This is a genomic window from Streptomyces sp. NPDC052052 (assembly GCF_040680455.1).
In the GTDB taxonomy this organism is placed as follows: Bacteria; Actinomycetota; Actinomycetes; order Streptomycetales; family Streptomycetaceae; genus Streptomyces.
Window position 1 is genome coordinate 55529 of sequence record NZ_JBFAWU010000003.1, and the last position, 16809, is coordinate 72337.

Annotated in this window: 18 protein-coding genes, 1 tRNA gene and 1 pseudogene; 5 read left to right on the plus strand and 15 right to left on the minus strand. The window is 70.8% G+C overall.

Going from position 1 to position 16809, the window contains the following annotated elements; translation table 11 throughout:
- Window positions 1-12: 12 nt before the first annotated feature.
- A complete protein-coding gene (locus AB0L71_RS04215; RefSeq protein WP_365237581.1) occupies window positions 13-669 on the plus strand; it encodes an SDR family oxidoreductase in 657 nt (218 codons plus the stop codon).
- Window positions 670-701: 32 nt separating this feature from the next.
- Here the strand turns inward: AB0L71_RS04215 and AB0L71_RS04220 are convergent, their stop codons facing one another.
- Both AB0L71_RS04220 and AB0L71_RS04225 read right to left on the minus strand, forming a co-directional pair.
- Window positions 702-1151 (minus strand): DUF523 domain-containing protein, encoded by a 450-nt coding sequence (locus tag AB0L71_RS04220; RefSeq protein ID WP_365238342.1) that lies wholly within the window; start codon window positions 1149-1151, stop codon window positions 702-704.
- A 69-nt stretch (window positions 1152-1220) separates the two neighbouring features.
- A tRNA-Tyr gene (locus AB0L71_RS04225) sits at window positions 1221-1302 on the minus strand.
- 375 nt (window positions 1303-1677) lie between these two features.
- On the opposite strand from AB0L71_RS04225, the gene AB0L71_RS04230 reads away from it, so the two are divergent.
- From AB0L71_RS04230 to AB0L71_RS04240, 3 genes are all read left to right on the plus strand, one after another.
- On the plus strand, window positions 1678-2166 hold the full coding sequence (locus AB0L71_RS04230) for a YajQ family cyclic di-GMP-binding protein (protein ID WP_365237584.1): 489 nt from the start codon (window positions 1678-1680) through the stop codon (window positions 2164-2166).
- Window positions 2167-2304: 138 nt separating this feature from the next.
- On the plus strand, window positions 2305-2814 hold the full coding sequence (locus tag AB0L71_RS04235) for a methylated-DNA--[protein]-cysteine S-methyltransferase (protein WP_365237587.1): 510 nt from the start codon (window positions 2305-2307) through the stop codon (window positions 2812-2814).
- Between the two features lies 1 nt (window position 2815).
- Window positions 2816-3490 carry an alpha-ketoglutarate-dependent dioxygenase AlkB gene (locus tag AB0L71_RS04240; RefSeq protein ID WP_365237589.1) on the plus strand — a complete coding sequence of 225 codons (675 nt, stop codon included), beginning with the start codon at window positions 2816-2818 and terminating at the stop codon, window positions 3488-3490.
- 6 nt (window positions 3491-3496) lie between these two features.
- On the opposite strand, the gene AB0L71_RS04245 is transcribed toward AB0L71_RS04240, so the two are convergent.
- Window positions 3497-3769: a GlsB/YeaQ/YmgE family stress response membrane protein gene (locus AB0L71_RS04245; protein WP_365237592.1), complete on the minus strand. Its 273-nt coding sequence runs from the start codon at window positions 3767-3769 to the stop codon at window positions 3497-3499.
- A 328-nt stretch (window positions 3770-4097) separates the two neighbouring features.
- Here AB0L71_RS04245 and AB0L71_RS04250 point away from each other — a divergent pair, with 328 nt between their 5' ends.
- Window positions 4098-4499, plus strand: coding sequence for a YccF domain-containing protein (locus tag AB0L71_RS04250; RefSeq protein ID WP_365237595.1), 402 nt, complete (start codon window positions 4098-4100; stop codon window positions 4497-4499).
- Window positions 4500-4640: 141 nt separating this feature from the next.
- Here the strand turns inward: AB0L71_RS04250 and htpX are convergent, their stop codons facing one another.
- From htpX to AB0L71_RS04310, 12 genes and pseudogenes are all read right to left on the minus strand, one after another.
- The gene (htpX, locus tag AB0L71_RS04255) at window positions 4641-5504 is read right to left on the minus strand and encodes a zinc metalloprotease HtpX (RefSeq protein WP_365237598.1); all 864 of its coding nucleotides are present in this window, start codon (window positions 5502-5504) and stop codon (window positions 4641-4643) included.
- A 271-nt stretch (window positions 5505-5775) separates the two neighbouring features.
- The gene (gene mscL / locus AB0L71_RS04260) at window positions 5776-6237 is read right to left on the minus strand and encodes a large conductance mechanosensitive channel protein MscL (protein WP_365237600.1); all 462 of its coding nucleotides are present in this window, start codon (window positions 6235-6237) and stop codon (window positions 5776-5778) included.
- 97 nt (window positions 6238-6334) lie between these two features.
- Window positions 6335-7894 (minus strand): NADH-quinone oxidoreductase subunit N, encoded by a 1560-nt coding sequence (locus AB0L71_RS04265; protein ID WP_365237603.1) that lies wholly within the window; start codon window positions 7892-7894, stop codon window positions 6335-6337.
- The gene (locus AB0L71_RS04270; protein WP_365238345.1) at window positions 7891-9441 is read right to left on the minus strand and encodes an NADH-quinone oxidoreductase subunit M; all 1551 of its coding nucleotides are present in this window, start codon (window positions 9439-9441) and stop codon (window positions 7891-7893) included. The genes AB0L71_RS04265 and AB0L71_RS04270 overlap by 4 nt, the downstream gene beginning before the upstream one ends.
- Window positions 9442-9468: 27 nt before the next feature.
- A complete protein-coding gene (locus AB0L71_RS04275) occupies window positions 9469-11514 on the minus strand; it encodes an NADH-quinone oxidoreductase subunit L (RefSeq protein WP_365237605.1) in 2046 nt (681 codons plus the stop codon).
- The gene (nuoK, locus tag AB0L71_RS04280) at window positions 11511-11915 is read right to left on the minus strand and encodes an NADH-quinone oxidoreductase subunit NuoK (RefSeq protein ID WP_365237607.1); all 405 of its coding nucleotides are present in this window, start codon (window positions 11913-11915) and stop codon (window positions 11511-11513) included. Before nuoK ends, AB0L71_RS04275 begins: the two co-directional genes overlap by 4 nt.
- Window positions 11915-12478 (minus strand): NADH-quinone oxidoreductase subunit J, encoded by a 564-nt coding sequence (locus tag AB0L71_RS04285; RefSeq protein ID WP_365237609.1) that lies wholly within the window; start codon window positions 12476-12478, stop codon window positions 11915-11917. Before AB0L71_RS04285 ends, nuoK begins: the two co-directional genes overlap by 1 nt.
- Window positions 12475-13152 (minus strand): NADH-quinone oxidoreductase subunit I, encoded by a 678-nt coding sequence (locus tag AB0L71_RS04290; RefSeq protein WP_365237611.1) that lies wholly within the window; start codon window positions 13150-13152, stop codon window positions 12475-12477. Before AB0L71_RS04290 ends, AB0L71_RS04285 begins: the two co-directional genes overlap by 4 nt.
- The gene (locus AB0L71_RS04295; protein WP_365237614.1) at window positions 13152-14120 is read right to left on the minus strand and encodes a complex I subunit 1 family protein; all 969 of its coding nucleotides are present in this window, start codon (window positions 14118-14120) and stop codon (window positions 13152-13154) included. The genes AB0L71_RS04290 and AB0L71_RS04295 overlap by 1 nt, the downstream gene beginning before the upstream one ends.
- Window positions 14120-15583: pseudogene (locus tag AB0L71_RS04300) on the minus strand (NADH-quinone oxidoreductase subunit C); the annotation flags it as partial. The gene AB0L71_RS04295 and the pseudogene AB0L71_RS04300, both read right to left, overlap by 1 nt.
- A complete protein-coding gene (locus tag AB0L71_RS04305) occupies window positions 15580-16296 on the minus strand; it encodes an NADH-quinone oxidoreductase subunit B family protein (RefSeq protein ID WP_365237615.1) in 717 nt (238 codons plus the stop codon). The pseudogene AB0L71_RS04300 and the gene AB0L71_RS04305, both read right to left, overlap by 4 nt.
- Window positions 16266-16667, minus strand: coding sequence for an NADH-quinone oxidoreductase subunit A (locus AB0L71_RS04310; protein ID WP_365237617.1), 402 nt, complete (start codon window positions 16665-16667; stop codon window positions 16266-16268). Before AB0L71_RS04310 ends, AB0L71_RS04305 begins: the two co-directional genes overlap by 31 nt.
- Window positions 16668-16809 lie beyond the last annotated feature (142 nt).

The following is a 16809-nucleotide window of genomic DNA, read 5'->3' on the forward strand; positions in this document are numbered from 1 at the left end:
TACGGTCGGACCATGCGCATTGTCATCGCAGGTGGACATGGTCAGATCGCGCTGCGGCTGGAGCGGCTGCTCGCCGCGCGTGGGGACGAGGCGGTGGGCGTCATCCGGAACCCGGAACAGAGCGCTGACCTCAGGGCGGCGGGCGCGGAGCCGGTCGTCCTGGATCTCGAATCGGCCTCCGTGGAGGACGTGGCGCAGGTGCTGCGCGGCGCCGACGCGGCGGTCTTCGCGGCCGGTGCGGGCCCGAACAGCGGCGCGGCGCGCAAGGAGACGGTGGATCGCGGCGCGGCGGTGCTGTTCGCGGACGCGGCGGAGCAGGCGGGCGTGCGGCGTTTCGTGGTGGTCTCGTCGATGGGTGCCGACCCCGACCACCCGGGCGACGAGGTCTTCGACGCCTATCTGCGGGCGAAGGGTGCCGCGGACGCGTATGTGCGCTCCAGGACCGCACTCGACTGGACGATCCTGCGCCCCGGAATGCTGACGAACGACGCGGGCACCGGGATGGTCCTCCTGACCGTCTCGACCGGCCGCGGCCCGGTCCCGCGCGACGACGTGGCGGCGGCACTGGTGGAGCTCCTGGACACCCCGGCGACCGCGGGGCTGACGCTGGAGCTCATCTCCGGCAGCATGCCGCTGTCAGTCGCCGTGAAGGACGTGGCGGGGAACTGAAACCGCCTCCTCGGCATTTCGGTTCGGCCGGTTCAGCCGCGCGGCGCCGGGCGCACCGTGATGCCGTGGCGTTCCAGCAGGGCGGCGGTGACGCCGTCACCCTCGCGCAGTGCGCCCGTGAACGTACCGTCATGGACCGTGCCACGCCCGCAGGAAGGGCTGCGCGTCATCAGCAGCGCCTCCGTGCACCCGGCCCGGCGCGCGGCCTCCAGCGCCCGGTGGGCGCCCTCCACGAACTCCGCCGTCACGTCCCGCCCGGTGTCGTCGACGACACGGGCGCGGCCGTCCAGCACGTCGTGACCGTCCCCGCCGACGATCTCGGCAGGGCGGCGCGGGGTGGGCAGTCCGCCGGACACCTCGGGGCAGAAGGCGACGGTGCGGCGTCCGCCGATGGCCTCCGCCACCGCGGCGGAGCCCTTGGCCCGGCCGTCGAAGCGGCAGGGAACGCCCCGCAGACAGGCGCTGACCAGCAGAGGTTCCATGTTCACGTTCACCACCCTCGCAGCAGAAAACAAAGAAGGTCCCTGTCCTGAGACAGGGACCTTTCGATGTGGCGGCGCCAGGGTTCGAACCTGGGTAGGCTGAGCCGGCAGATTTACAGTCTGCTCCCTTTGGCCACTCGGGCACACCGCCGGGAATCGCTGCCGTGAGAACCGATTTTCGGCGGTGCTCCCTGGCAACGACGTAAACGATACCCGATGCCGGGGGGTGCTTCGCCACCGGATTGATCAGTGGTCCGATCGGGCGTGGGCGGGCGAGGGCCGCCCGGTCGTCCCCGGTGGGTCGGCGTGCGGCGTCGCGGTGCTGGCAGGACGCGGAGGGACGTCCACATACTGGCTGTATGCGGGTGTTCCGAGCGACGCGGACGAGGCGCCGTGGCTGCTGCCGCGCGCCCACCGGCGATCGCGGGACAGCCCTTAGGCTTTGATCGGCGGCGCGGGGCCGGCAGGCCCGCAGCCGCCCGTATGCACCCCGTTTCCCAGCCCCCGATACAAGGAGCAACACGTCATGGCCGACTCCAGTTTCGACATCGTCTCGAAGGTCGAGCGGCAGGAGGTCGACAACGCCCTCAACCAGGCCGCCAAGGAGATCTCGCAGCGTTACGACTTCAAGGGCACCAACGCCTCGATCTCCTGGTCCGGCGAGAAGATCCTCATGGAGGCGAACGGCGAGGAGCGGGTCAAGGCGATCCTCGACATCTTCCAGTCCAAGCTGATCAAGCGCGGCATCTCGCTGAAGGCGCTGGACGCGGGCGAGCCGCAGCTGTCCGGCAAGGAGTACAAGATCTTCGCCGACATCGTGGAGGGCATCTCCCAGGAGAACGCCAAGAAGGTCGCGAAGATCATTCGCGATGAGGGTCCGAAGGGCGTGAAGGCGCAGGTCCAGGGCGACGAGCTGCGGGTGAGCTCGAAGAGCCGCGACGACCTGCAGGCCGTGCAGGCACTGCTGAAGGGCAAGGACCTCGACTTCGCCGTGCAGTTCGTGAACTACCGGTGACGTACCGGCCCCACCCGTACGGTCGTTGCCCGTGGGGGCGCTGACGGCGTGACCGGGACGGGTGCCGGGAGGTACGGGGTGACGCGACGCGGGACGTGTCGCGTCACCCCTCACCACGGGCGAGGAGAGGGACAGGGCATGACCATGTACGCGACGGTCGGCAGTCCGCTGGGGGAACTGCTGCTGGTGGGCGAGGAAGCCGCCGGTGCGGACGGCGGAGTCGCGCTCGCCTCGCTCTCGCTCCCCGGCCAGAAGGGTGCCGCGGTCGTCCAGGAGGACTGGGTCCCCGCTCCGGAGGCCTTCGCGGGAATCGCCGCACAGCTGCGGGAGTACTTCGAGGGGCGGCGCAGGCACTTCGACATCGCGTACGCGGACGGCCGGGGCACCGACTTCCAGCGGCGGGTCTGGGCGGCGCTGGACACCGTTCCGTACGGGGAGACCGCGTCCTACGGGCAGATCGCCGAACGGGTCGGCACGTCCGGGGCGGGCGTACGGGCCGTGGGGACGGCGATCGGCCGCAATCCCCTGCTGGTCGTACGGCCCTGCCATCGGGTGATCGGCGCGGACGGATCCCTGCGGGGCTACGCGGGCGGCCCGGAGCGCAAGAAGCAGCTTCTCGCCCTGGAGGGCGCCCGGGTGGTGCGCTGAGATGTCCGGGCTCTTCCCGAGGCCGCGCACCGTCGTCGCGCCGGGGGCCGTGCATGTGCCCGAGTGGCTGTCGCCGGAGCGCCGGCGGGAACTGGTGGCGGCCTGCCGGGAGTGGGCGCGGGGGCCTGTGCCGCTGCGGCACACGGTGCTGCCGGGCGGCGGCGTGATGTCCGTGCAGACGGTCTGTCTGGGCTGGCACTGGCAGCCGTACCGGTATGCCCGCACGGCCGACGACGTGAACGGTGCGCGGGTCACCGCGTTCCCGGACTGGCTGGCGGATCTGGGGCGCGACGCGGTGGCCGAGGCGTACGGGGACGAGAGCCCCGTACGGACGTACGCACCGGACGCCGCTCTGATCAACTTCTACGACGGCGCCGCGCGGATGGGGATGCACCAGGACAGGGAGGAGCGGTCCGACGCTCCGGTGGTGTCGCTCAGCATCGGCGACACCTGCGTCTTCCGCTTCGGGAACACGGAGAACCGCGGAAGGCCGTACACCGATGTGGAGTTGGCCTCCGGCGATCTGTTCGTGTTCGGCGGCCCCTCCCGTTTCGCGTTCCACGGTGTGCCGAGGATCTGTCCCGGGACGTCCGATCCCGCATCCGGTCTGCGCCGTGGCCGGCTCAATCTGACGCTGCGTGAGACCGGGCTGGGCGCCCCGGACTCCGGGTGCTGACGGGCGTCAGCGCCGTTCGCGGGAGTTGCCGAAGAGCAGGCGGTAGAGGATCAGCAGGATCAGCGAGCCGCCTATGGCCGCGACCCAAGTGGCCGTGTCGTAGAAGTCGTTGGAGATCGGGCGGTCGAGGAAACGTGACGATATCCAGCCGCCGAGGAAGGCGCCGACGATCCCGATGAGGGTGGTGCCGATCAGGCCGCCGGGGTCTCGGCCCGGGAGCAGGACCTTGGCGATGGCTCCGGCCAGCAGCCCGAGAATGATCCAACCGATGATGCTCATGCGTGCGAACCTACCCGTCACTCGTTCCTGGAATCCAAGACGTTTTCGCGGATCGGGCGGTTGCGGCGCGTGGTCCGCGAGCGGGCCGTGCGCCGCTCGTCGTGCGGTCGTGCGCGGGCGCTGAAATCCGGTCAGCGCTCACGGCGACGGGGCGGCGCATGGGGCGGGGAAGGTCTTGGCACCCGTCCGCGCCGGGCCGCCGGGAGGTGGGGTCGCCGGGGGGCTGAGCCATCTCGGGGGCCGTCTCCGGTTCCTGTTCTTCGCCTGCGCAGCTGATACTGGCTCCGAACAGCACTGACGGACGAAACGCATCGGAAGGCCAGTGACCATGAAGCTCGTGCAGCTGATCCTGAACATCTTGTGGGTGGTGTTCTGCGGGTTCTGGATGGCCCTCGGGTACCTGCTCGCCGCAGTCATCTGCTTCGTGTTGATCGTGACCATTCCCTTCGGCATCGCCTCCCTGAGGATCGCGGGCTATGTGCTGTGGCCGTTCGGGCGGACCACCGTGGAACGGCCCGACGCGGGTGCGCCCTCGTTCGTGGGCAATGTGATCTGGCTCGTCTTCGCCGGATGGTGGCTCGCGCTGGGGCATCTGATCACCAGCATCCCGCTGTTCGTGTCGATCATCGGCATCCCCTTCGGCTGGGCGAACCTGAAGATGATCCCGATTTCCCTGATGCCCCTGGGGCGCCAGGTGGTCCCGACCGACCAGGCGTTCGGATCCCGCTGACCTTCAAGGCCCGCCGGCATCCCGGGCGGCTGCTGCGCCCGGGATGCCGGCGGGCTCCGGCTCGTGGTGGTCCGTCGGAAGCAGAACCGCCACGAGCGGTGCCCTGGTCCTTCCGACCGTCCGGCCCTGGTCCGTCCGTCCTCAGGGGCGACGGCCGGCCATCTGCTCCAGTCGGGCGATGCGCTCCGCCATCGGCGGGTGGGTCGAGAACATCCTGGACAGGCCCTGGCCGGGGCGGAAGGGGTTCGCGATCATCATGTGGCTCGCGGTCTCGAGCCTGGGCTCCGGGGGCAGAGGGAGCTGTTTCGTTCCTGCGTCGAGCTTGCGCAGGGCACTGGCGAGGGCCAGCGGGTCGCCGGTCAGTTGGGCACCCGAGGCGTCCGCCTCGTACTCGCGGGACCGGCTTACGGCCAATTGGATGACGGACGCGGCCAGCGGACCGAGGATCATGATGAGCAGCATGCCGAGAAGGCCGGGGCCCTCGTCGTCGTCGGACCGGCCCACCGGGATCAGCCAGGCGAAGTTGACGAGGAACATGACGACGGAGGCGAGCGCTCCGGCGACGGACGAGATCAGGATGTCGCGGTTGTAGACATGGCTGAGCTCGTGGCCGAGGACTCCGCGCAGCTCGCGTTCGTCGAGGATCTGCAGGATGCCTTCGGTGCAGCAGACCGCGGCATTGCGCGGGTTGCGGCCGGTGGCGAAGGCGTTGGGGGCCTGTGTCGGGGAGATGTAGAGCCGGGGCATGGGCTGGCGGGCGGCGGTGGAGAGCTCGCGGACCATGCGGTAGAGCTGGGGCGCCTCGAATTCGCTGACGGGGCGGGCACGCATGGCCCTGAGCGCCAGCTTGTCGCTGTTCCAGTACGCGTAGGCGTTGGTGCCGATGGCCACGAGGAGCGCGACGATCAGGCCCGTACGTCCGAAGAAGCTTCCGATGACGAGGATGAGTGCGGACAGGCCCCCGAGGAGTACGGCGGTTTTCAGCCCGTTGTGCCGGCGGTGCACGGTACGCCCTCCAAGTGGTGCGGCAGGGGGACCCTTTGGTGGTCTCCACATCCCAGTGGAGCCTCCCGTACTGGTCAACGCCAGGCGAGAAGTGCTAGTTCCCTTGTGCATGTGGCCCTGGGAACACGGCCCACCGGACGCGGGTGACCGAATCGGGCTCCGGGCCGGAGGGGGCAGGGGGTAGCGAGCGGGGCCTGTTCGGAACGGAGGCCCTTCGGGCCCTGGTCCGAACAGGCCCCGGGGAAGCGTGCGCGTACTGGATGCCGCCGGATCAGCGCTGGGCGGGGAGGCCGGCGACCGCGAGGGCCTCGGGGTCCGGCTCGATCTCGCTGGTGCAGTGGGAGCAGCGGGAGGCGATGGCCGGGATCTCGGTGAAGCAGCGGGGGCAGTCACGCATGGCGGCCTTGATGTCGACGACCTTCTCGTCCGCCTTGGCGAAGCGGTTCTGGACCTTCGTCATGGGGACGATGACGCAGAAGTACAGCACGGCCGCGGTGATCAGGAAGGCGATGGCGGCGGCCAGGAACTTCCCGTACGGGAAGATCGTGCCCTCGACGGCGAACTCGGCCGAGCTGAAGTCGCCGACGGAACCGGTCGCGAGGCCGATCAGCGGAGTGATGAAGGCCGTGCTGAATCCGGTGACGACTGCGGTGAACGCGGCTCCTACAGCCAGACCGACGGCCATCGAGACGACGTTTCCGCGCAGGATGAAGTCCTTGAACCCGTTCAGCACTGCTCTTGCTCCTCTGGGACATGCGTATGGGGGTGGGAATGTGCCGCCCTGACCTTGCCTTGTCGGGGCTGTCCCGGGCAAACCGATCGTGCGTCCATCAGAAGAGACTCACAGCGGCGAATCGGAGGACGGTCTGGGGGGCACCGGACAGCACGACGGCCACAGCGGCAGTGAGGGCGATCGAGACAGTGAGGGGGGCCGGGGCGCGGTGCCGGGTGGGAACGGGGGTGGTCTCGCCGGCCGGTGCCTCTTCCGGGGCACGGAAGAGCTCCGCGGTCCACTGGAGGTAGTAGTAGAGGGCGATCACGACGTTGACGGCCATGACGACGGCCAGCCAGCCCAGGCCCGCGTCGACGGCTGCCGAGAAGACCGTGACCTTGGCGAAGAGTCCGACGATGCCGGGCGGCAGACCCGCCAGGCAGAGCAGGAAGAAGGCCATCGCCAGGGCGGTGAGGGGGCGGGTGGCGTACAGGCCGCGGTAGTCGGAGATCCGGTTTCCGGGGTGCGTACGGGCGACGAGGGCGGCGACCGCGAATGCGCCGAGGTTCACGACGGCGTACATGAGGGCGTACGCGACGGTGGAACCGATCTGCCGGTCGCTGGAGTACGCGGCGGCGGCGATCGGGACCAGGAGGTACCCGGCCTGGCCGACCGAGGACCAGGCGAGCAGGCGTACCGCGCTGCGGGCGCGGGCGGCGTTCTGACGCAGGGCGGCGACGTTGCCGGTCGTCATGGTGAGCGCGGCGAGAACGGCGAGGGCCGGCCCCCAGACGTCGGCGTACGCCGGGAACCCGATCACGGTGACGAGGACGAGGCCGGAGAAGCCGGCCGCCTTGCCGACGACCGAGAGGTAGGCGGCGACCGGCAGGGGGGCACCGACGTAGGTGTCGGGGACCCAGAAGTGGAAGGGCGCGGCGGCGGTCTTGAAGGCGAAGCCGACCAGGGTGAGGACGACGCCCGCCCGGGCCAGGGTGGAGAGCTGTCCCTGCACGTCGTCGAGGCGGCCGGCGATCTCCGTGAGGTGCAGGGTGCCGGTGGTGGCGTACACGAAGCTGACGCCGAGCAGCATGACGGCGGTCGCGACGACGGAGGAGAGGAAGAACTTCAGCGCCGCCTCGGAGGACCGCCGGTCGCCGCGCTTGATGCCGACGAGGGCGAAGGCGGGCAGCGAGACGACTTCGAGGGCGATGACGAGCGTCGCGAGGTCGCGGGAGGCGGGCAGGAGCGCGGCACCCGCCGCCGAGGACAGCAGGAGGAACCAGAACTCGCCCGCGGGCAGCCTGCGGGTGTCGCCGAGGGAGAGCAGGGCGGTCAGCAGGGCGGCGCCGAGCACGAGGGCCTGGATGACGAGGGCGAAGTGGTCGGCGGTGTAGCTGCACGCCCCGGTGGTGCCGGTGCCGGTGGCGGCCGCGGTGACGCAGAAGGTGGCGCGGTTGCCGTCGCGCAGCGGCACGAGGAGGGCGAGGGCGGCCACGAGTCCGGCCATGGCCGTCCAGCCGAGGAGCGGCTTGCGGTCCTCGGGGAGGAAGAGGTCGGCGACGAGCACGATCAGGGCGAAGGCCGCGACGACGACCGGGGGTGCGATCGCGAGCCAGTCGACGGACTGGACGAGGCTGGTGGTGCTCTCGGCCGCTGCGGTGACGACGGCTGGGGTCACGACTTGCCTCCTGCGAGGAGCTTCTGCACGGCCGGGTCGGTGAGGCCGAGGAGGACGGCGGGCCACAGACCGGCGAGGACGGTGAGGGCGACGAGCGGGCTCCAGGCGGCGAACTCGTACGTCTGGACATCGGCGAGCTGCTGCGGTTCCGTCCGCTTCTCGCCCATGCAGACGCGGCGTACCACGATCAGCATGTACGCGGCGGTGAGCAGGGTGCCGAACGCGGCGATCGACATGAAGGTGAGGAAGGCGGGGCGGCTGAGGCCGTCGGCGGGGTCGAAGGAGCCGAACAGGGCGAGCATCTCGCCCCAGAACCCGGCGAGTCCGGGCAGGCCCAGGGAGGCGACGGCGGCGAAGGCGAGGAGGCCGCCGAGGCGGGGTGCGCGGCCGTAGAGGGCGGCGCCGGTGGCACCGGAGAGGGTGTCGAGGTCGGCGGTGCCGTATCGGTCCTTGACGGCGCCGACCAGGAAGAACAGCAGTCCGGTGATGAGGCCGTGGGCGATGTTGGCGAAGAGTGCGCCGTTGACCCCGGTGGGGGTCATGCTCGCGATGCCGAGAAGCACGAAGCCCATGTGGCCGACGGAGGAGTAGGCGATCAGTCGCTTGAGATCGCCCTTGGAGCCGGGCCGGGCCAGGGCCAGGCAGGCGAGCGATCCGTAGACGATGCCGACGGCCGCGAGAGCGGCGAGGTACGGCGCGAAGGTGTGCATCCCGTCGGGGGCGATCGGGAGCAGGATGCGGACGAATCCGTAGGTGCCCATCTTCAGCAGGACGCCCGCGAGCAGGACCGAGCCGACGGTCGGGGCAGCGGTGTGGGCGTCGGGGAGCCAGCTGTGCAGCGGCCACATCGGGGTCTTCACGGCCAGCCCGACGCCGATCGCCAGAACGGCGATGAGCTGCACGGACGAGGTGAGCCCACGGCCGTTGTCAGTGGCGAGTGCCACCATGTCGAAAGTGCCGCTCTTCAGTCCGATGAGGAGCAGGCCCAGCAGCATGATCACCGAGCCGAGCAGCGTGTAGAGGATGAACTTCCAGGCGGCGGCCTGCTTCTGTGCACCGCCCCAGCGGGCGATGAGGAAGTACATCGGGATGAGGACCATCTCGAAGGCCAGGAAGAACAGCAGCAGGTCGAGGACGGCGAAGCTCGCGAGGGTGCCGGTCTCCAGGACGAGGAGGAGCGCGACGAAGGCCTTCGGGGAGGGGCCCTCGGGCATTTTGAAGTAGCTGTAGAGCGCGCAGAGGAAGGTCAGCAGCGCGGTCATCACGAGAAGGGGGAGCGAGATGCCGTCGATGCCGAGGTGGATGCGGACGTCGAGTGCCGGGATCCAGCTGATGTCGGTGGTGGCCTGCATCTTCGACGGGTGGTCGTGGTCGAAGCCGGCGGCGAGGACGAGCGCGGCGAGCAGGACCGCGCCGGTGACGGTCACCCCGTGGCGGAGTACGGCCTGGTCGGGGCTGGTCCCCTTCAGTCCGGGCGGGGCCGGCAGGAGAGCGGCCACGGCCCCGATGAGCGGGATGACGACGATGAACGCGAGAAGGAACTGCATCACGGATTCGCTGATATCGATCACGGTTCACGACCCGGCGTTGACGTTGGCGAAGACGAGGACGGCGACCGCCAGGACCAGGGAGCCGGCGAGCAGCGCGCCGAGGTAGGTCTGCACGTTGCCGGTCTGGGCGCGGCGGACGGCGGTGCCGAGCCAGCGTGCTCCGGTGCCGGCACCGCGTACGTACGTGTCGACGACCTCGCGGTCCAGGAAGCGGACGAGGCTCGCCGCGGCCTGGACGGGGCGGACGAACAGGGTCGCGTACAGGGCGTCGAGGTGGAAGCCGGCGGCGGCGTGCCGGTGGAGCGGGCCGAGGAGCAGGCGTCCGGGATCGGCCGGGTCGGAGACGTCCCCGTCGGCCCCGTAGGCCGCGGTGTGCGCCGACAGGGCCTGGGCCTCGACGAGGGCGGGTTCGGCCTCGGGGTGGGCGACGACCGTGCCGACGGCTGTGCGGGCGGCGAATGCCGAGGTGTGGCGCCAGGCGCCGTAGGTGACGAGGCCGCCGACGAGGCCGACGCCCGTGGAGAGGACGGCGGTGGTCAGGGTCGGGGTGAGGGCGTGGCCGTCGAACCAGTCGGTGATCGCTCCGACGGTCAGTCCGAAAGCGATGGTGGGTACGGCGAGGACCCAGAGGACGGCGGTCATCGCGACGGGCTGCCTGCCGTGGTCGGGGACCTCGGTGCCGCGGCCCCGGAAGGCGAGGAGCCAGAGACGGGTGGCGTATCCGGCGGTGAGGACGGCGGCGAGCAGTCCGGCGACGAGGACGGTCCAGCCGGCGGCGGCCGGGGCGACGTGCCGCTCCCCGAGCGCGGTGTGCTCAGCAGCGACGAGGACGGCTTCCTTGGAGAAGAAGCCGGCGAACGGCGGGATCGCGGCCAGCGCGAGGAGGGCGACGGTCATCGTCCAGTAGGCGTCCGGGATGCGTTTCGCGAGACCGCTCATGCGGGACATGGCGGCCAGTGAGTTGGTCCCGGCGGCGTGGATGACGACGCCCGCGGCGAGGAAGAGGACCGCTTTGAACGCACCGTGCGAGAGGAGGTGGAAGACGGCGGCACCGCGGTCACCGACGGCCAGGGCGCCGGCCATGTAGCCGAGCTGTCCGATCGTCGAGTAGGCGAGGACGCGTTTGAGGTCGTCCTGGGCGAGGGCGGCGATTCCGGAGCCGATCATCGTGATCGCCGCCATCACGGCGAGGACCACCAGGGCCGCGCCGGATGCGGCGAAGACGGGGAGGAGCCGGGCCACGAAGTAGATACCGGCTGCGACCATCGTCGCGGCGTGGATCAACGCGGAGACGGGGGTGGGGCCGGCCATCGCGTCGGGCAGCCAGGTGTGCAGGGGGAACTGCGCGGACTTGCCCGCGACCCCCGCGAGGAGCAGCAGGGCGATGACGGTGGGGTGGTCGAGGCCGCCGCTCGCGACGGCGCCGAGGACCCCGGTGATGCGGAACGTTCCGGTGTCGGCGGCGAGCGCGAACAGGCCGATCAGGAGGGGGACGTCGCCGAGCTTGGTGACCAGGAAGGCCTTGAGGGAGGCGGCGCGGGCCTCGGGCGTCTCCCAGTAGTGGCCGACGAGGAAGTAGGAGCAGATGCCCATGACCTCCCAGCCGACCAGGAGCACCATCAGGTCGCCGGAGTAGACGACGAGCAGCATCGCGGCGGTGAAGAGGGAGACCAGGGCCGCGTACGAGGGGTAGCGGGGGTCGTCGCGCAGATAGGCGGTCGAGTAGATCTGCACGCAGGTCGCGACGAGCCCGACCAGGACGGCGACGAGGACCGCGAAGCCGTCGAGGTGCAGGGCGAGGTCGATGGGGACCGAGCCGGTGGGGGTGAACCGGGTCGCCGCGTCGATGGCCCGGCCGCCGCCCTGGTCCCAGGCGACGACGACGGCGAGCACGAAGGAGGCGAAGGTGGGCAGGACGGCGAGGGGGCGCACGTATCCGGGTGTGAAACGGAGCGCGCGGAGCCCTGTCCCGGAGTGGTGGCCGGAGGCGGGCGTGCCCAGCAGGAGGCCGGCCGCGGCGCCCAGGAACGGAAGGAGGGGAACGAGGACGGCGAGGGTCGTGGTGGTCACGCGGTGGCCTCTGCCTTCTGTGCCTTCCCTGCCGCAGCAGTGGCCTGGTCTTCGGTGGCGTCGGCCTCGTCGCCGGGGAGGTTTTCGGCGGCGTCGGTCTCGGCGGTGTCGCGGAGGCGGTCCACGTCCGAGCTGCCGCGGTTGCGGTACACGGCGAGGACGATGGCAAGGCCGATGCCGATCTCTGCCGCCGCGATGGCGATGGTGAAGAGGGTGAGGGCCTGGCCGGAGTGCAGGCTGTCGCGGAGCCAGACGTCGAAGGCGACCAGGTTGAGGTTGACGGCGTTGAGCATCAGCTCGACGGACATCAGGACCAGGATCGCGTTGCGGCGTGCGAGCACTCCGTACAGCCCGGTGCAGAAGAGGAGGGCGGCGAGCACGGCGGGATAGGCGAGGTGCATCAGCTCTGCTCCTTACCGCGCTTGCGGGACAGGACGATCGCGCCGACGAGGGCGGCGAGCAGCAGGACGGAGAGTGCTTCGAACGGCAGCACCCAGTGCCGGAAGAGGAAGGCTCCGGTCACCTCGGTGGAGCCCTGGGCCGGCCCCTCCAGGTCGATCCAGGTGGTGCGGAAGGCGTCGACGACGACCCAGACGAGTGTGCCGGCGGCGGCGACCGCCACAGCGAGTGCCGCCCAGCGGTGTTCCGAGTCGGCGTCCGGGGAGCGTCCGATGGGGGCCCTGGTGAGCATCAGTCCGAAGAGGAGGAGCACGACCACGGAGCCGACGTAGATCAGTACCTGCACCCAGGCGATGAACTCCGCCGTGAGCAGGAGGTACTCGACCGCGAGCCCGCCGAGCGCGACGACCAGCCACAGGGCGGCATGCACCAGCTGCCTGGTCGTGACGGTGACGAGGGCCGCTGCGAGGGTGGCGATGCCGACGAGGACGAAGGCGATCTCGATGCCGGTCGGGGAGAGGAAGCCGGGGTGGGCGGACTGGGCCGCCGCGGCTGCGAGTGTCACTCCTCCCCCTCTGCTTCCTTCTGGGCCTGCTGGGTCTCTCGGTCCTGTGGGGCTTCCTGGGCTTCCTGCGCCTCTTGGGCCTCTTGGGCCTCCTGGGCGCGTCGGGCTTCGAGTTTCTCCGCCGTCTTGCGGGCGGCGGCGATCTCCTTGGGCTCCTCGGCGCCGGGGTCGAGCGCCGGTGGCTCCGGCACCGTCCACATCCAGGCGCGGAGCTTGTCGCGCTCATGGGTGAGTTCGAGGATGTCCGTCTCCGCGTACTCGAACTCCGGCGACCAGAACAGTGCGTCGAAGGGGCACACCTCGATGCAGATACCGCAGTACATGCAGAGCGAGAAGTCGATCGCGAAGCGGTCGAGGACGTTGCGGCTGCGCTCACGCCCGCCCGGGGTGGCGGCAGGCACGGTCTCCTTGTGGGAGTCGATGTAGATGCACCAGTCCGGGCACTCGCGGGCGCAGAGCATGCAGACGGTGCAGTTCTCCTCGAACAGCGCGATGACACCGCGGGAGCGCGGCGGGAGCTCGGGCTGGACGTCCGGGTACTGCGCGGTGACCGACTTCCTCGTCATCGTCCGCAGGGTGACGGCCAGACCCTTGGCCAGGCCGGAGCCGGGGATACGGGGCCGGGTGGACGGGGGGACGGCGGGCCGGGAGGAGGGCGGGGGCGACGCGGCCATCAGTTGATCGCCACCTTCACGATGCCGGTGAGCGCGATCTGCGCGAGAGCGAGCGGGATGAGGGTGGTCCAGGCGAGCTTCTGCAGCTGGTCCTCGCGGAGCCGCGGATAGCTCACGCGCAGCCAGATGACGACGAAGGCGAGGACCGCGGTCTTGAGGAGCGTCCAGACCCAGCCGAGTCCGTCGGCGCCGAACGGCCCGTGCCAGCCGCCGAGGAAGAGGACGGCGGTCAGACCGGACAGGACGACGATGCCCGCGTACTCGGCGAGCAGGAACAGTGCGAAACGGAGGCCGGTGTACTCGGTGTACGCACCGAAGATGATCTCCGAGTCGGCGACCGGCATGTCGAACGGCGGGCGTTGCAGTTCGGCGAGTCCGGCCACGAAGAAGACCAGGGCGCCGACGATCTGCCAGGGCAGCCACCACCACTCGAAGGCGTCGAGGATGCCCGGGAGGGAGACGGTGCCCGCGGCCATCGCGACGGAGGCGGCGGCGAGCAGCATCGGCAGCTCGTACGCGAGCAGCTGGGCGGCGGTACGCAGCCCGCCGAGGAGGGAGAACTTGTTGGCGGAGGCCCAGCCGGCCATCAGCGAGCCGAGCACGCCGACGCCCATCACCGCGAGGACGAAGAAGATGCCCGCGTCCACGACCTGTCCGACCGCGCCCTCACCGGGACCGATCGGGATGGCGACGAGCACGAGGAGGTACGGCAGCAGCGCGACGGCCGGCGCGAGCTGGAAGATGCGACGGTCGGCCCCGGCCGGGACGACGTCCTCCTTCTGCGCGAACTTCACCCCGTCCGCGACGAGCTGCGCCCAGCCGTGGAAGCCTCCCGCGTACATCGGACCGAGGCGGCCCTGCATATGGGCCATCACCTTGTGCTCGGTCTGCCCCACGACCAGGGGGAGGACCATGAACACGACGAAGACGGCGACGAGCCGGAGGGCGACGTCCAGTGCGTCGTTCACGCGGTATCGCCTCCGGCGGATTGGTCGGGGGCCGGCCCGGGTGCGGGCTCCGAGGGCGGGGTGGTCGGCCGCCCGGTGGCCCCGTCGGGGGCCTCCGCGGGCGTGGGGTCCTCCGTGGGAGGTTCGGTCCCGGTGCCGGTGCCGGTGCCCGATTCGGAGCCGGTGCTCGATTCGGTGTCGGTGCGGGAGCTCGTTCCGGTGCCGGCTTCGGTCCCGGTACCGGACGCCTCCTGGCTGTCCAGGGCGGTATCGGCGTCGTGGGGCCGGCCGGTGCCGTGGGGCCCGCCGGTGCCGTGCTCGGCAGTGTCGTCGCAGGCCGGGCGGGCGTGGTGCCAGGGGGCGTCGCTGCTTCCGGGACCCGGCTGCGCCTTCCCCGCCTCCGACGCGTCCGGACCGGTCCGGTCCGGCGCCTCGGCCGGCACTGCCTCTGCCGCTCCCGGCCTCGCCGCCTGCTGGCTCGCCGAACCCTCGGACGCACTACGCGTACGCCGCGGCGCCGCCGGAGACGCGGCCGGGGCAGCCGCCTCCGCCTGCTGGCTCGCCGAACCCTGGGACGCACTACGCGTACGCCGCGGCGCCGCCGGAGACGCCGCCGGGGCAGCCGCCTCCGCCTGCTGGCTCGCCGAACCCTGGGACGCACTACGCGTACGCCGCGGCGCCGCCGGAGACGCCGCCGGGGCAGCCGTCTCCGCCTGCTGGCTCGCCGAACCCTCGGACGCGGTACGGGTACGCCGCGGCGCCGCCGGGGCAGCCGCGTCCGGCTGCTGGCTCGCCGAGCCCTCGCTCACGCTACGGGTGCGGCGTACCGGCCGGTCGCCCGCCGCGCGGGGGGCGCGGGCCGGGCGGGACGGGGCAGCCGGGAGCTGGCCCTTGAGGGGGCCCCATTCGTTCGGGTCGGGAACGCCGGGCGGCAGCATCGTGCGTCGCTTCGGACCGCCGTGCTCCGACTCCCCCGGCTCCTTCGCACCCGGCCAGGCCTTCGCGACCCGGGCCGCCAGGACGAAGTCCTTGCGCAGCGGGTGCCCCTCGAAGCCCTCGGGCAGCAGCAGCGGCACCAGGTGCGGGTGGCCCTCGAAGCCGATGCCGAACATCTCGTGCGTCTCGCGCTCGTGCCAGGCGGCACCCGCGTAGACACCGACGGCGGAGGGAAGGACCGCTCCCTCGTGCGCAACGGTCGTCCGGACCAGCAGGCGCCGGACCCTGCCCTCGGCCAGGGCCGCGACATGGGCGCAGACCCGGAAGCCGGTACCTGGTTCGTCGACCGCGCTCAGCCAGTCGAAGTAGGTGCATCCCAGCAGGTCACGGGCGGTCTCGAGCGCGGTGATCCAGGAGGCGGGCGGTACGTCGACGGTCAGCAGGTCGTAGGCGTACTCGGCCGTCGCGTCCTCGCCGAAGAGTTCGGCGGCGGCGTCCGGAAGCCGATCGTAGGCCTCGTTGGCCTCGTTGGCCGGGGTGCCGGTCATGTGCGGTCCTCCCCCGGTGTCGGCGGGGCGGCGACCAGGCCGCTGCGCAGCGCGGCGGTGGAGGGGCGGCTGCCGCCCGTCGCGTACCGCTCCCCCAGGGACTCGCGGGCGATCTTCTCCTGGAGCTTGAGGATGCCCTGGAGAAGCGCCTCGGGCCGGGGCGGGCAGCCGGGGACGTAGACATCGACCGGGATGATCTGGTCGACGCCCTTCGTCACGGAGTACGAGTCCCAGTACGGGCCGCCGCAGTTGGAGCAGGCGCCAAAGGAGATGACGTACTTGGGCTCGGGCATCTGCTCGTACAGCCGCTTCACGGCCGGGGCCATCTTGTCCGTCACCGTGCCGGAAACGATCATGAGGTCGGCCTGGCGGGGCCCGGGGGCGAACGGGATCACGCCGAGCCGGATGAAGTCGTGGCGCGCCATGGAGGCGGCGATGAACTCGATCGCACAGCAGGCAAGGCCGAAGTTGAAGACCCAGAGGCTGTAGCGGCGACCCCAGTTCAGGATCACCTTCATCGGCTCGGGAGCCAGGCGCGACAGGACACCGAGCCGCTGGGGCTCCGGCAGGAACGTCGCGGCGGCCCGGGGTTCGGATCCCCCCTCGGGCTGTGGTTCGGGCACCGCTTCGGTCCCCTGCTCCGGCTGCGTCGTGGGCCGGGGACCCGAGGGCGGCGGGCTCGTCACGTCCATTCGAGGACGCCCTTCTTCCATGCGTAGAGCAGTCCTACGGCCAGGAAACCGAGGAAGATGAACATTTCCACCAGAGTCGTCGCCCCGTATCCGGGTGCGGCGAATACGGTCGCCCACGGAAACAGGAAGATCGAGTCGACGGCGAAGATCACGTACAGGAAGGCATAGACGTAATAACGGACCTGGGTATGAGCCCATCCTTCACCCACGGGATCCACGCCGCACTCGTACGTCAGGAGTTTCTCCGGCGTGGGAACCACGGGGCGCAGCAGCCGGCCGGCCCCGAAGGCTACGGCCACGAACAGCACGCCGATCACGGCGAGCAGTCCGACCACCGCGTATCCATGGAAGTAGTCCGACGCGAGAACGGTCGATCCCGGCAGTTCCGCCACGTCCGTCCCTCGCTCCCTCGACGTGTTCGACGATCCGTACGCACGGGAGTCTAGGCCCTGTTAAAGAGACGGTAAGCAGTCGCGTCGGGCAAGGGGTGGGGTTAACCCCCCTCCACCCCACCCACGGACCCCATGGTGTGCG

Excerpts from the sequence above, each read along its gene's own strand:
- AB0L71_RS04215 (WP_365237581.1), top strand. The coding sequence starts at position 13 with ATGCGCATTGTCATCGCAGGTGGACATGGTCAGATCGCGCTGCGGCTG.
- AB0L71_RS04220 (WP_365238342.1), bottom strand. The coding sequence starts at position 1,151 with ATGGAACCTCTGCTGGTCAGCGCCTGTCTGCGGGGCGTTCCCTGCCGC.
- AB0L71_RS04230 (WP_365237584.1), top strand. The coding sequence starts at position 1,678 with ATGGCCGACTCCAGTTTCGACATCGTCTCGAAGGTCGAGCGGCAGGAG.
- AB0L71_RS04235 (WP_365237587.1), top strand. The coding sequence starts at position 2,305 with ATGACCATGTACGCGACGGTCGGCAGTCCGCTGGGGGAACTGCTGCTG.
- AB0L71_RS04240 (WP_365237589.1), top strand. The coding sequence starts at position 2,816 with ATGTCCGGGCTCTTCCCGAGGCCGCGCACCGTCGTCGCGCCGGGGGCC.
- AB0L71_RS04245 (WP_365237592.1), bottom strand. The coding sequence starts at position 3,769 with ATGAGCATCATCGGTTGGATCATTCTCGGGCTGCTGGCCGGAGCCATC.
- AB0L71_RS04250 (WP_365237595.1), top strand. The coding sequence starts at position 4,098 with ATGAAGCTCGTGCAGCTGATCCTGAACATCTTGTGGGTGGTGTTCTGC.
- AB0L71_RS04270 (WP_365238345.1), bottom strand. The coding sequence starts at position 9,441 with ATGCAGTTCCTTCTCGCGTTCATCGTCGTCATCCCGCTCATCGGGGCC.
- nuoK (WP_365237607.1), bottom strand. The coding sequence starts at position 11,915 with ATGCACCTCGCCTATCCCGCCGTGCTCGCCGCCCTCCTCTTCTGCACC.
- AB0L71_RS04290 (WP_365237611.1), bottom strand. The coding sequence starts at position 13,152 with ATGGCCGCGTCGCCCCCGCCCTCCTCCCGGCCCGCCGTCCCCCCGTCC.
- AB0L71_RS04305 (WP_365237615.1), bottom strand. The coding sequence starts at position 16,296 with ATGGAAGAAGGGCGTCCTCGAATGGACGTGACGAGCCCGCCGCCCTCG.